General features: G+C 69.5%; 11 protein-coding genes. 10 read left to right on the top strand and 1 reads right to left on the bottom strand.

The annotated features are described in order from the left end of the window. Positions 1-131: 131 nt before the first annotated feature. From hpnE to OHA03_RS00485, 10 genes are all read left to right on the top strand, one after another. Entirely contained in the window at positions 132-1,523 is a 1,392-nt protein-coding gene (gene hpnE / locus OHA03_RS00530; RefSeq protein ID WP_266999615.1) for a hydroxysqualene dehydroxylase HpnE, read from the top strand. Then, positions 1,520-2,623, top strand: a complete 1,104-nt coding sequence (locus OHA03_RS00525) for a polyprenyl synthetase family protein (protein WP_266999613.1) — start codon at positions 1,520-1,522, stop codon at positions 2,621-2,623. The genes hpnE and OHA03_RS00525 overlap by 4 nt, the downstream gene beginning before the upstream one ends. A gap of 104 nt (positions 2,624-2,727) precedes the next feature. Continuing rightward, complete coding sequence (gene shc, locus OHA03_RS00520; RefSeq protein WP_266999611.1) at positions 2,728-4,728, top strand: squalene--hopene cyclase; 2,001 nt, start codon at positions 2,728-2,730, stop codon at positions 4,726-4,728. After that, positions 4,728-5,387 (top strand): 1-hydroxy-2-methyl-2-butenyl 4-diphosphate reductase, encoded by a 660-nt coding sequence (locus tag OHA03_RS00515; RefSeq protein WP_266999609.1) that lies wholly within the window; start codon positions 4,728-4,730, stop codon positions 5,385-5,387. The genes shc and OHA03_RS00515 overlap by 1 nt, the downstream gene beginning before the upstream one ends. Before the next feature lie 5 nt (positions 5,388-5,392). Continuing rightward, on the top strand, positions 5,393-6,412 hold the full coding sequence (gene hpnH / locus OHA03_RS00510) for an adenosyl-hopene transferase HpnH (protein WP_266999607.1): 1,020 nt from the start codon (positions 5,393-5,395) through the stop codon (positions 6,410-6,412). Positions 6,413-6,416: 4 nt separating this feature from the next. Then, the gene (ispG, locus tag OHA03_RS00505; RefSeq protein ID WP_266999605.1) at positions 6,417-7,583 is read left to right on the top strand and encodes a flavodoxin-dependent (E)-4-hydroxy-3-methylbut-2-enyl-diphosphate synthase; all 1,167 of its coding nucleotides are present in this window, start codon (positions 6,417-6,419) and stop codon (positions 7,581-7,583) included. Between the two features lie 25 nt (positions 7,584-7,608). Further along, complete coding sequence (dxs, locus tag OHA03_RS00500; protein WP_266999602.1) at positions 7,609-9,510, top strand: 1-deoxy-D-xylulose-5-phosphate synthase; 1,902 nt, start codon at positions 7,609-7,611, stop codon at positions 9,508-9,510. Next, positions 9,507-10,904, top strand: a complete 1,398-nt coding sequence (locus OHA03_RS00495; RefSeq protein ID WP_266999600.1) for an aspartate aminotransferase family protein — start codon at positions 9,507-9,509, stop codon at positions 10,902-10,904. Before dxs ends, OHA03_RS00495 begins: the two co-directional genes overlap by 4 nt. 67 nt (positions 10,905-10,971) lie before the next feature. Further along, positions 10,972-11,580 (top strand): helix-turn-helix domain-containing protein, encoded by a 609-nt coding sequence (locus OHA03_RS00490; RefSeq protein ID WP_266999598.1) that lies wholly within the window; start codon positions 10,972-10,974, stop codon positions 11,578-11,580. A gap of 33 nt (positions 11,581-11,613) precedes the next feature. Then, positions 11,614-11,787, top strand: a complete 174-nt coding sequence (locus OHA03_RS00485; protein WP_266999596.1) for a DUF6126 family protein — start codon at positions 11,614-11,616, stop codon at positions 11,785-11,787. A 28-nt stretch (positions 11,788-11,815) separates the two neighbouring features. Here the strand turns inward: OHA03_RS00485 and OHA03_RS00480 are convergent, their stop codons facing one another. Continuing rightward, positions 11,816-12,628, bottom strand: coding sequence for a tyrosine-protein phosphatase (locus OHA03_RS00480; protein ID WP_266999594.1), 813 nt, complete (start codon positions 12,626-12,628; stop codon positions 11,816-11,818). Between the last annotated feature and the right edge of the window lie 48 nt (positions 12,629-12,676).

The following is a 12,676-nucleotide window of genomic DNA, read 5'->3' as shown; positions in this document are numbered from 1 at the left end:
GATCGGTCCAGACCTTGGGCAACCCTGCGGTGGTCCGACGCGTCCCTGACTGAAACAACATGCCTGACCGAAAAGACGAGTCCGGCCCGAACGGCCGGGCCGGCCGGAGCGACCTGGCGAAAGGGGGACGCGTGACCGACGAGGCCCTGCGTTACTCCCGCGCGGTCGTGATCGGCGGCGGACTGGCCGGCATCACCGCGGCCCTCCGTCTCGCCGACGCCGGGCTTGACGTGACCCTGCTCGAAGGACGGCCGAGGCTCGGCGGACTCGCCTTCTCCTTCAAACGCGGCGAACTGACGGTGGACAACGGTCAGCATGTCTATCTTCGTTGCTGCACCGCCTACCGCTGGTTCCTCGACCGGGTCGGCGGTGCCCGTCTGGCACCCCTGCAAAACCGTTTGGACGTGCCGGTTCTCGATGTCGGACGCCCTTCGGGGCCCCGGCTCGGACGGCTGCGCCGCAACGCCCTGCCGGTGCCGTTCCACCTCGCCGCCGGGCTGGCCCGCTACCCGCACCTCTCGCTCGCCGAGCGGGCAGGCGTCGGGCGCGCCGCACTGGCACTCGGCCGGCTCGACCCGGACGACCCGGCGCTCGACGCCATCGACTTCGGCAGCTGGCTGACCCGCCACGGGCAATCCCCGCGCACCATCGAGGCCCTCTGGGACCTCGTCGGCGTCGCCACACTCAACGCCACCGCCCCGAACTCATCGCTGGCCCTCGCCGCGAAGGTCTTCAAGACCGGACTCCTCTCCGAGCCCGGTGCCGCCGACATCGGCTGGGCGAGCGTGCCGCTCGGCGAGGTGCACGACACGCTGACCCGCAAGGCGCTCGACGCCGCCGGCGTACGGACCGAGCTGCGCACCAAGGCCGACACCGTCACCCGCACCGGCGACGGACGCTGGATCGTCGACACGGGAGCCGAACGGATCGAGGCGGACACCGTCGTCCTCGCCGTCCCGCAGCGCGAGACGTACGACCTGCTGCCCGAAGGCGCACTGGACGAGCCGGACAGGCTGCTCTCCATCGGTACCTCGCCGATTCTCAATGTGCACGTCGTCTACGACCGCAAGGTGCTGCGCCGCCCGTTCTTCGCCGCGCTCGGCTCCCCGGTCCAGTGGGTCTTCGACCGTACGGACGCCTCCGGGCTGACCGGCCCCGGACAGTACCTCGCGCTCTCCCAGTCCGCGGCCGACGACGAGATCGACCTGCCCGTCGCCGAACTGCGCAGGCGCTATCTGCCCGAGCTGGAACGACTCCTGCCGGCCGCCCGCGGAGCCGGCATCAGGGACTTCTTCGTCACCCGGGAACGCACAGCGACCTTCGCGCCCGCTCCCGGCGTCGGCCGACTGCGCCCCGGAACCGGCACCCGTGCCGCCGGCCTCTATCTGGCCGGAGCATGGACCGCCACCGGCTGGCCCGCGACGATGGAGGGTGCGGTGCGCAGCGGGTCCAGCGCCGCGGACGCCGCGCTCCGTGCGCTCGGCCGCACCCATCATGAACTTTCGCTGCAGGAGGCGGCATGAGCAGTACCACCGGAACAAGAGGAGAGTCAGTGACCCCGGCGAATCCGGCTTTCGACACCGTGGTAGACACCGCGGACGTCACCGCGCTTCTGGAGCGCGGACGGGCCCTGTCCGCTCCGGTGCTCCGGGCCGCCGTTGACCGGCTCGCACCGCCCATGGACACCGTCGCCGCCTACCACTTCGGCTGGATCGACGCCCAGGGCCGACCCTCCGACGGCGACGGCGGCAAGGCCGTCCGCCCGGCGCTGGCCCTGCTGTCCGCGGAGGCGGCGGGGGCTGCGGCCGAGGCCGGCATCCCCGGCGCGGTCGCCGTCGAACTCGTGCACAACTTCTCGCTGTTGCACGACGACCTGATGGACGGCGACGAGCAGCGCCGCCACCGTGACACCGTATGGAAGGTGCACGGCCCCGCGCAGGCGATCCTGGTCGGCGACGCGCTGTTCGCGCTGGCCAACGAGATCCTGCTGGAGCTCGGCACGGTCGAGGCGGGCCGCGCGGCCCGCCGGCTGACCACCGCCACCCGCAAGCTCATCGACGGGCAGGCCCAGGACATCTCCTACGAGCACCGCGAGCGGGTCACCGTCGAGGAGTGCCTGGAGATGGAGGGCAACAAGACGGGCGCCCTGCTCGCCTGCGCCGTCTCCATCGGTGCGGTGCTCGGCGGCGCCGACGACCGCACCGCCGACACCCTGGAGGCGTACGGCTACCACCTCGGCCTCGCCTTCCAGGCCGTCGACGATCTGCTCGGTATCTGGGGCGACCCGGAGTCCACCGGAAAGCAGACCTGGAGCGATCTGCGTCAGCGCAAGAAGTCCCTGCCGGTCGTCGCCGCGCTCGCCGCGGGCGGACCGGCCTCGGAGCGCCTCGGCGAGCTGCTCGCCGCGGACGCCAAGAGCACCGACTTCGACAGCTTCTCCGAGGAGGAGTTCGCCGCCCGGGCGGCGCTCATCGAGGAGGCGGGCGGCCGCGAGTGGACCGCCCAGGAGGCCCGTCGGCAGCATGCCGTCGCCATCGAGGCGCTGCACGGTGTCGACATGCCGGAAACCGTGCGTGCGCAGCTCACGGCGCTCGCGGACTTCGTCGTCGTACGAAAGAGATGATCATCATTCGCATATGACTCGCAGTCGCCGGTCGGCGCCCTCGAAGGGCGCCGACCGACGGAGACCCCAGCACAGCAGAGGACCAACTGCACGAAGGGGAAGCCATGACAGCGACGACCGACGGAAGCACCGGGGCCGTTGACCCCCGCGCAGCCTCGGCCAGCGAACCGACCGAATCAACCATCGTCGCGGACGACGTATTCGCCGCCGCGCGGCGGGCCGCGGAACGCTCGGTGGAGCATCTCCTCGGCAGACAGGACGACCAGGGCTGGTGGAAGGGCGACCTCGCCACCAACGTCACCATGGACGCCGAGGATCTGCTGCTCCGCCAGTTCCTCGGCATTCAGGACCCGGCCACCGTCGAGTCGGCCGCCCGCTTCATCCGCGGCGAGCAACTCGGCGACGGCACCTGGGCCACCTTCCACGGAGGCCCGGGCGAGCTCTCCACCACCATCGAGGCGTACGTCGCGCTGCGGCTGGCCGGAGACCGGCCGGACGACCCGCACATGGCCCGCGCCTCCAGGTGGATCAGGGAACAGGGCGGCATCGCCGAGAGCCGCGTCTTCACCCGGATCTGGCTGGCCCTGTTCGGCTGGTGGAAGTGGGACGACCTGCCCGAGCTCCCACCGGAGCTGATGTTCTTCCCGAAGTGGGTCCCGCTCAACATCTACGACTTCGGCTGCTGGGCCCGGCAGACGATTGTGCCGCTGACCGTCGTCTCGGCGAAGCGTCCGGTACGGCCCGCGCCCTTCGCCCTCGACGAACTGCACACCGACCCGCTCGTCCCCAACCCGCCCAAGCGCCGTGCCCCGGCGGTCAGTTGGGACGGCGTCTTCCAGCGCCTGGACAAGGCACTGCACGTCTACCACAAGGTGGCCCCGCGCCGGCTGCGCCGGATCGCCATGAATGCGGCGGCCCGCTGGATCATCGAACGCCAGGAGAACGACGGCTGCTGGGGCGGCATCCAGCCGCCCGCCGTGTACTCCGTCATCGCCCTGCATCTCCTCGGCTACGACCTCGACCACCCGGTGATGCGGGCCGGCCTGGACTCGCTGAACCGGTTCGCGATCTGGCGCGAGGACGGCGCCCGCATGATCGAGGCCTGCCAGTCACCGGTCTGGGACACCTGCCTCGCCACCATCGCGCTCGCCGATGCCGGAGTCCGGCCCGACCATCCCGCGCTCGTGAAAGCGGCGGACTGGATGCTCGGCGAGGAGATCGTCAGGCCCGGCGACTGGTCCGTGCGTCGGCCTCGACTTGACCCGGGCGGATGGGCGTTCGAGTTCCACAACGACAACTACCCGGACATCGACGACACCGCCGAAGTGGTCCTGGCACTGCGCCGGGTCCGGCATCCGAATCCGGCCGGTGTCGAGGCCGCCATCGAACGCGGGGTGCGCTGGAACCTCGGCATGCAGTCCCGCAACGGCGCCTGGGGCGCATTCGACGCCGACAACACCAGCCCGTTCCCCAACCGGCTGCCCTTCTGCGACTTCGGAGAGGTCATCGATCCGCCGTCCGCCGATGTCACCGGACACGTGGTGGAGATGCTGGCCATAGAGGGGCGGTCCGATCACCCCGCCACCCGGCGCGGCATCGAGTGGCTGCTTGCCGAACAGGAGGCGAGCGGTGCCTGGTTCGGCCGTTGGGGCGTCAACTACGTATACGGAACAGGGTCGGTGGTGCCCGCCCTGGTCGCTGCCGGGCTGCCCGCCGCCCATCCGGCGATCCGCCGTGCGGTCGGCTGGCTGGAGTCCGTTCAGAACGACGACGGCGGCTGGGGCGAGGACCTGCGCTCGTACCAGGAGGAGAAGTGGATCGGGAACGGTGCGTCGACCGCGTCCCAGACCGCCTGGGCGCTCCTTGCCCTCCTCGCGGCCGGCCGGCGCGAGAGCACGGCGGTGACCCGGGGCATCGCATGGCTGACCGAGGCCCAGCAGGCTGACGGGTCCTGGGACGAGCCGTACTTCACCGGCACCGGGTTCCCCTGGGACTTCTCCATCAACTACCACCTCTACCGGCAGGTCTTCCCGCTCACCGCACTCGGGCGGTACGTGTACGGCGACCCGTTCGCCGATCGCACGGACGTCCGGGAGGGAGCCTGATGGGCGATGCACCGGGGCCGTCCGGCCCCGCGGCGCCGCTGCTGATCGCCTGCGCGCTCGGCATCGAGCAACTCGCCCTGCGCAGTGGCAGAGGAAAGGCGGGCGACGCCCCGGGCCAGGTGACCGTGCTCCGTACGGGCATGGGCCCGAAAGCCGCCGAGACGGCCGTGGCGCACGCCCTCGGCCAGGACCGGGCGCTCGGCGCCGCGGTCATCGCCTCCGGGTTCTGTGCCGGGCTCGCGCCCGGCATGCACCCGGGAGACCTGGTGGTCGCCGACGAGACCCGGGAGGCCGGCGACTCGACGGCCTGCACCGGTGCGGGTCTGCTCGCCGAGGCACTCGCCAGGACGGTGCCGGGTCGCACCGTCCACACCGGTCCGCTGACCGGCTCCGACCATGTCGTGCGCGGACATGAGCGGGCCGAGCTGCGGGCCACCGGAGCGATCGCTGTGGACATGGAGTCCGCCGCCACCCTCCGCACCGCCCTGCGCACCGGGGTACGCCCCGTTGCGGCCGTACGGGTGGTCGTGGACGCTCCGGAGCACGAGCTCGTCCGCATCGGCACGGTACGCGGTGGAATATCGGCTTTCCGTGTTCTCCGTGCTGTCCTGCCGGCTTTCTATGAATGGCACCGATCTTTGCTGCTCCCCAGGAGGTGAGCTAGATGGCCATGCCGCTCCGTCAGACCATCAAGGTTGCGACGTACCTCGTTGAACAGAAGCTCCGCAAGCGGGACAAATTCCCGCTCATTGTCGAGCTGGAGCCTTTGTTCGCCTGCAATCTGGCGTGCGAGGGCTGCGGAAAGATCCAGCATCCGGCAGGAGTACTCAAGCAGCGCATGCCGGTGGCCCAGGCCGTCGGCGCGGTGCTGGAATCTGGTGCCCCCATGGTGTCCATCGCGGGCGGTGAACCCCTGATGCACCCGCAGATCGACGAAATCGTGCGGCAGCTGGTGGCGCGGAAGAAGTACGTCTTCCTCTGCACCAACGCGATGCTGCTGCGCAAGAAGATGGAGAAATTCACCCCGTCCCCGTTTTTCGCCTTCGCCGTGCACATCGACGGTCTGCGCGAGCGGCACGACGAATCGGTCGCCAAGGAAGGCGTGTTCGACGAGGCGGTGGCGGCGATCAAGGAGGCCAAGCGGCGCGGCTTCCGGGTCACCACGAACTCCACCTTCTTCAACACCGACACCCCGCAGACCGTCATCGAGGTCCTGAACTACCTCAATGACGAGCTGAAGGTCGACGAGATGATGATCTCGCCCGCCTACGCGTACGAGAAGGCTCCCGACCAGGAGCACTTCCTCGGCGTCGAGCAGACCCGCGAGCTCTTCAAGAAGTCCTTCGCGGGCGGCAACCGGTCCCGCTGGCGGCTGAACCACTCGCCGCTCTTCCTGGACTTCCTCGAGGGCAAGGCGGACTTCCCGTGCACGGCCTGGGCGATCCCCAACTACTCGCTCTTCGGCTGGCAGCGGCCCTGCTATCTGATGAGCGACGGGTACGTCCCGACGTACCGGGAACTCATCGAGGACACCGACTGGGACAAGTACGGTCGCGGCAAGGATCCGCGCTGCGCCAACTGCATGGCGCACTGCGGCTACGAGCCCACTGCCGTGCTCGCCACGATGGGCTCGCTCAAGGAGTCCCTGCGTGCCGCGCGCGAGACCGTCGCCGGGAGCCGGTGACGTCATGACCACTGGAGAACCAGTCGCACTGGGTCTCCCCGAGCTGCCGGCCCGGCCGCTCGCGATGCGCCGTCCCTCGCGGCGCATCCAGGTCGGGTCGGTGGCGGTCGGTGGGGATGCGCCGGTGTCGGTGCAGTCGATGACCACGACCCGGACGTCGGACATCGGTGCGACGTTGCAGCAGATCGCGGAGCTGACGGCGTCGGGCTGTCAGATCGTGCGGGTTGCGTGTCCGACTCAGGATGATGCGGACGCGCTTGCGACGATTGCGCGGAAGTCGCAGATTCCGGTGATCGCGGATATTCATTTCCAGCCGAAGTATGTGTTCGCGGCGATTGATGCGGGCTGTGCTGCGGTGCGGGTGAATCCGGGGAACATCAAGCAGTTCGATGACAAGGTGAAGGAGATCGCGCGGGCGGCGAACGATGCGGGGACGCCGATCCGGATCGGTGTGAATGCGGGTTCGTTGGATGCGCGGTTGTTGAAGAAGTACGGGAAGGCGACTCCTGAGGCTCTGGTGGAGTCGGCGTTGTGGGAGGCGTCGCTGTTCGAGGAGCACGGGTTCCGGGACATCAAGATCTCGGTGAAGCACAACGATCCGGTGGTGATGGTGAATGCGTACCGTCAGTTGGCGGCTCAGTGTGATTACCCGTTGCATCTGGGGGTGACGGAGGCGGGGCCGGCGTTCCAGGGGACGATCAAGTCTGCGGTGGCGTTCGGTGCGTTGTTGAGTGAGGGGATCGGGGACACGATCCGGGTGTCGTTGTCGGCGCCGCCGGCCGAGGAGGTCAAGGTCGGTCTGCAGATTCTGGAGTCGTTGAATCTGAAGCAGCGGCGGTTGGAGATCGTGTCGTGTCCGTCGTGCGGTCGTGCGCAGGTGGATGTGTACAAGCTGGCGGATCAGGTGTCTGCGGGTCTTGAGGGCATGGAGGTGCCGTTGCGGGTTGCCGTGATGGGCTGTGTCGTCAATGGTCCGGGTGAGGCCCGTGAGGCGGATCTGGGTGTGGCGTCGGGTAACGGCAAGGGGCAGATCTTCGTCAAGGGCGAGATCATCAAGACGGTTCCCGAGTCGAAGATCGTCGAGACGCTCATCGAGGAAGCCCTGAAGATCGCCGAGGGCATGGAAGACGCGGGAACACCATCAGGGGTCCCCGCCGTCACCGTGAGCTGAAACAGGACCGAGAGGGGGCCCGAGCGTGACCATTCTGGAGACCATTCGGGGGCCGCACGACCTGAAGGCACTGAGCGGACCGGAACTCGGCGAACTCGCCGAGGACATCAGGAAGTTCCTGATCGAGGCGGTGGCCAGGACCGGGGGCCATCTGGGGCCCAACCTGGGGGTGGTGGAGCTGTCCATCGCCCTGCACCGGGCCTTCGACTCACCCGTGGACCGCATCCTGTGGGACACCGGGCACCAGAGCTACGTACACAAACTGCTCACCGGACGGCAGGACTTCTCCAAGCTGCGCGGGAAGGGTGGCCTCTCCGGCTACCCGTCGCGCGAGGAGTCCGCGCACGACGTCATCGAGAACTCGCACGCCTCGACCGTGCTCGGCTGGGCGGACGGCCTGGCCAAGGCGAACGAGGTGCTCGGCCGCCCCGACCACGTCGTCGCCGTCATCGGGGACGGGGCGCTCACCGGCGGCATGGCGTGGGAGGCGCTCAACAACATCGCGGCGGCCAATGACCGGCCGCTGATCATCGTGGTGAACGACAACGAGCGCTCGTACGGCCCGACCATAGGCGGCCTCGCCAATCACCTCGCCACCCTCCGTACCACCGACGGGTACGAGCGCTTCCTGTCATGGGGCAAGGACGTCCTCCAGCGCACACCCGTCGTCGGACAGCCGCTGTACGAGTCGCTGCACGGTGCGAAGAAGGGGTTCAAGGACGCCTTCGCCCCGCAGGGCATGTTCGAGGACCTGGGGCTCAAGTACGTCGGGCCGATCGATGGACACGACATCGCGGCCGTCGAGTCCGCGCTCAGCCGGGCGAAGCGCTTCCACGGCCCGGTGCTGGTGCACTGTCTCACCGAGAAGGGCCGCGGGTACGCGCCCGCGCTGGAGGACGAGGCCGACCGGTTCCACACCGTCGGCGCGATGGACCCGCTGACCTGTGCCCCGCTCGCACCGCTCGTCAGCCCGTCGTGGACCTCGGTGTTCGGGGACGAGATCGCCGCGATCGGTGCGGAACGGCCGGACGTCGTCGCGATCACGGCGGCGATGCTGCACCCCGTCGGGCTGACGAAGTTCGCCGAGGCGTTCCCCGACCGGGTGTGGGACGTCGGGATCGCCGAGCAGCATGCGGCGGTCTCCGCGGCGGGGCTCGCCACCGGCGGGCTGCATCCGGTCGTCGCCGTCTACGCCACGTTCCTCAACCGCGCCTTCGACCAGCTCTTGATGGACGTCGCGCTGCACAGATGCGGTGTGACGTTCGTCCTCGACCGGGCGGGAGTCACCGGCCCGGACGGTCCTTCGCACAACGGCATGTGGGACCTGTCCGTGCTCCAGGTCGTGCCCGGGCTCCGGATCGCCGCCCCGCGCGACGCCGACCGGCTGCGGGAGGAGCTGCGCGAAGCCGTCACCGTCGACGACGCGCCGACCGTGCTGCGCTTCCCGAAGGAGTCGGTGGGGGAGCCCGTCCCGGCGATCGGCCGGGTCGGTGCCATGGACGTGCTGCACCGCGCCGACGACCCCGAGGTGCTCATCGTGGCGGTGGGCGTGCTCGCTTCCGTCTGTCTGCGGGCTGCCGACCTCCTTGCGGGCGGCGGAATCCGCTGCACGGTCGTCGACCCCCGCTGGGTCAAACCGGTCGACGAACAGCTCGCCCCGCTCGCCGGACGGCACCGGCTGGTCGCCGTCGTCGAGGACAACAGCCGGGCGGGAGGCGTCGGTTCGGCGGTCGGACAGGCGTTGCGCGATGCCGGTGTCGACGTACCGCTGCGCACGTTCGGCATCCCCGAGCAGTTCCTCGCGCACGGCAAGCGCGCCGAGGTGCTGGCCGACATCGGGCTCACACCGGTCGAGATCGCCGGCACGATCAGTGCCGCGCTGGCCGCCAAGGCCGCAGTCGAGGGGATCGAGGAGAGCGGGGAATGAAGGACGGCGGCCCCAAGGGTTTCGATCTGGCGCAACTCCTCGCGGAACGCGGCGCCGAACGATATGAGCTGCACACGAAATACCTCAACCACCAGCTGCCGCGGATGCTGCACACCATCGGCTTCGACAACGTCTACGAGCGGGCCGAGGGGGCGTACTTCTGGGACGCGGACGGCAACGACTACCTCGACATGCTCGCCGGCTTCGGTGTGATGGGGCTGGGCCGCCACCACCCCGTCGTCCGCAAGGCACTGCACGACGTCCTGGATGCCTCGCTCGCCGACCTCACCCGCTTCGACTGCCAGCCGCTGCCCGGACTGCTGGCCGAGAAGCTGCTCTCGCACAGCCCGCACCTGGACCGGGTCTTCTTCGGCAACAGCGGCACCGAAGCCGTCGAGACCGCGCTGAAGTTCGCCCGGTACGCCACCGGGAAGCCGCGCGTGCTCTACTGCACCCACGCCTTCCACGGCCTGACGACCGGCTCGCTCTCGGTCAACGGCGAGTCCGGCTTCCGGGACGGCTTCGCACCGCTGCTGCCCGACACCGCCATCGAACTCGGCGACCTCGACGCGCTGCTGCGTGAACTCGAACGAGGCGATGTGGCGGCGCTCGTCGTCGAGCCGATCCAGGGCAAGGGCGTCCACGAGGCGCCGCCCGGCTTCCTGCGCGCCGCCCAGGAGCTGCTGCACCGGCACAAGGCACTGCTCATCGCCGACGAGGTGCAGACCGGCCTCGGCAGGACCGGTGACTTCTACGCGTACCAGCACGAGGAAGGTGTCGAACCCGATCTGGTCTGTGTCGCCAAGGCTCTCTCCGGCGGCTATGTGCCGGTGGGCGCGACCCTCGGGAAGGACTGGATCTTCAGACGCGTCTACTCGTCGATGGACCGGGTTCTGGTCCACTCGGCGAGCTTCGGCTCCAACGCCCAGGCGATGGCTGCGGGGCTCGCGGTCCTCGCGGTGATGGAGGACGAGGAGACCGTCGCCAACGCCCGCCGCACCGGCGATCTGCTGCGCGAGCGGCTCGCCGCGCTCATCGGGCGGTACGAGATGCTGCACGAGGTCCGTGGCCGCGGGCTGATGATCGGCATCGAGTTCGGCCGGCCGTCCTCGCTGAAGCTGCGCAGCCGCTGGACCGTGCTCCAGGCGGCCCGCAAGGGTCTCTTCGCGCAGATGGTGGTCGTACCGCTGCTGCAGAAGCACCGGATCCTCACCCAGGTCTCCGGCGACCATCTGGAAGTGATCAAGCTGATTCCGCCGCTGGTCATCGGCGAGCCGGAGGTGGACCGGTTCGTGACCGCGTTCACGGCGGTGATGGACGACGCGCACAGTGGCGGCGGGCTGATGTGGGACTTCGGCAGGACACTGGTCAAGCAGGCGGTCGCCAACCGCTGAGCCCCACAGGATTTGCCTTGGAGGCAAGAAAATTGCCTCTGAGGCAGAATCCTGGCCCAATGGACATATGAATCCTCCCGATGGAGGGGTGGCCGACGAGCTGCCCGGGGTCGCGCCACGCCTGCGCGATCTGCGCCACCGCCGTGGTCTCACCCTCGAGGGCGCCGCGCAGCGCGCGGGGCTCTCCCCCGCCCATCTCTCCCGGCTCGAAACGGGCCGACGACAGCCCTCGCTGCCGATGCTCCTCGGACTTGCCAGGATCTACGGTACGACGGTCTCCGAGCTGCTCGGCGAGACTCCGCCGGAACGTGACGCGATCGTCCGCGCCGGCAGCTTCGAGGGCGCCGAGGCCGACGGCTGGATGTATCAGCAGGCCGGGGGCTCCGGCCGGGCGATGCAGGCGCTGCGCGTCCGCGTGCCGTACGGCGCGCAGGGCGATCTCGTACGCGTCCATCCGGGCGAGGAGTGGCTGTACGTCCTCGCCGGGCGGCTACGGGTGAGCCTCGGTGACACGGTGCACGATCTCGACCCCGGGGACAGTGCCCACTTCGACTCGCTCATCCCGCACCGGATCGCCGCCGTCGACCGCGACGGATCCGAGCTCCTCTTCGTCCACACCCTGCTTCAGAGTCCTGCCGCCGAGCTGTGCCTCGGCAGGGGCATCCACCGTCGCTGAGACCGGTCCGCCCGGTCGCCAGAGAGGACTGTCATGTCCGATTCAGAGAACTTCGATCCGCTCACCCCGGCCAGGTCCAGAAAGGACGGATCGCAGGAGGGGAAATTTCCGCGCGGCGTGGTGATCCGGCTGGTCGCCTATCTCGTCGCCGGGCACGTCTTCGCGGCCTTCCTCTACCTGCTCTTCGCGGTGGCAGGCAAGGGCTGATCGCCGGCCACCACCGCCGGCGGTCCGGCTACGCCTCGTCGAGCAGCCGTCCGCGCAGCCGCTCCAGCGTCTGCGGAGTGAGTTTCAGCCCCTCGGCGAGATAGCGGTCGGTGCTGCCCCAGGTCTCATCGATGGTGGTGAAGGCCTGGGCGAGATATTCGGCGCGGGCGTCGAAGAGCGGGCTGAGCAGCTCCATCACCTCGGGCGACATCCCGGTCTCCGAGGTGTCGCTGCGGCGCACCTTGTAACGGCGGTGCGGGTCGTTGGACTTGAGGTAGTCGGCCTCGATGGCCTCGCGCTCGACCCCTACGGCGAGCAGCGACACCGCGATCGAGATCCCGGCCCGGTCCTTGCCCGCCGCGCAGTGCATCAGCGCGGGGACGCTGTCCTCGGCCAGGGCGTGCAGCACCCGGCTGTGCTCGGCGGTGCGGTCCCTGACGATCGTCCGGTACGAGGCGGTCATCCGGGCCGCTCCCTTGCCGTCGGCGAGGAGTACGCGCAGCTGCTCGATGTTGCCGTTGCGGACCATCCGCCAGAACTCGGCGCCGTCGGCCGGGTCGGAGAGCGGGATGCTCACATTCCGTACACCTGGCAGCTCCACGTCCAGGCCGTCGAGCTTGTGGTCGGCCGCATTCCGGAAGTCGAAGATCGTGTGCAGCCCGAGACCGCCGAGGAACGCCGCGTCCTCGGAGGTGGCGTGCGCGAGGTGACCGCTGCGGAAGAGCCGTCCGTGCCGCACCCGGCGTCCGTCGACGGTGGGCAGCCCGCCCACGTCGCGGAAGTTGCGCACGCCTGACAGCTCGGGTTCCGTCGACGGGATCTGCGGCACCTGCTGCGTCACGGTGTCTCCTGGAATCTCTGGCGTCGGCGCGGCTCGCCGGCGAGGTCA

The sequence above is a fragment of the Streptomyces sp. NBC_00154 genome (assembly GCF_026342835.1).
In the GTDB taxonomy this organism is placed as follows: Bacteria; Actinomycetota; Actinomycetes; order Streptomycetales; family Streptomycetaceae; genus Streptomyces.
This window is presented reverse-complemented; position numbering and strand designations above follow the sequence as displayed.

Coding starts and splice junctions, on each gene's coding strand:
- OHA03_RS00525 (WP_266999613.1), top strand. CDS start 1,520: ATGAGCAGTACCACCGGAACAAGAGGAGAGTCAGTGACCCCGGCGAAT.
- OHA03_RS00490 (WP_266999598.1), top strand. CDS start 10,972: ATGAATCCTCCCGATGGAGGGGTGGCCGACGAGCTGCCCGGGGTCGCG.
- hpnH (WP_266999607.1), top strand. CDS start 5,393: ATGGCCATGCCGCTCCGTCAGACCATCAAGGTTGCGACGTACCTCGTT.
- ispG (WP_266999605.1), top strand. CDS start 6,417: ATGACCACTGGAGAACCAGTCGCACTGGGTCTCCCCGAGCTGCCGGCC.
- OHA03_RS00515 (WP_266999609.1), top strand. CDS start 4,728: ATGGGCGATGCACCGGGGCCGTCCGGCCCCGCGGCGCCGCTGCTGATC.
- OHA03_RS00485 (WP_266999596.1), top strand. CDS start 11,614: ATGTCCGATTCAGAGAACTTCGATCCGCTCACCCCGGCCAGGTCCAGA.
- shc (WP_266999611.1), top strand. CDS start 2,728: ATGACAGCGACGACCGACGGAAGCACCGGGGCCGTTGACCCCCGCGCA.
- OHA03_RS00495 (WP_266999600.1), top strand. CDS start 9,507: ATGAAGGACGGCGGCCCCAAGGGTTTCGATCTGGCGCAACTCCTCGCG.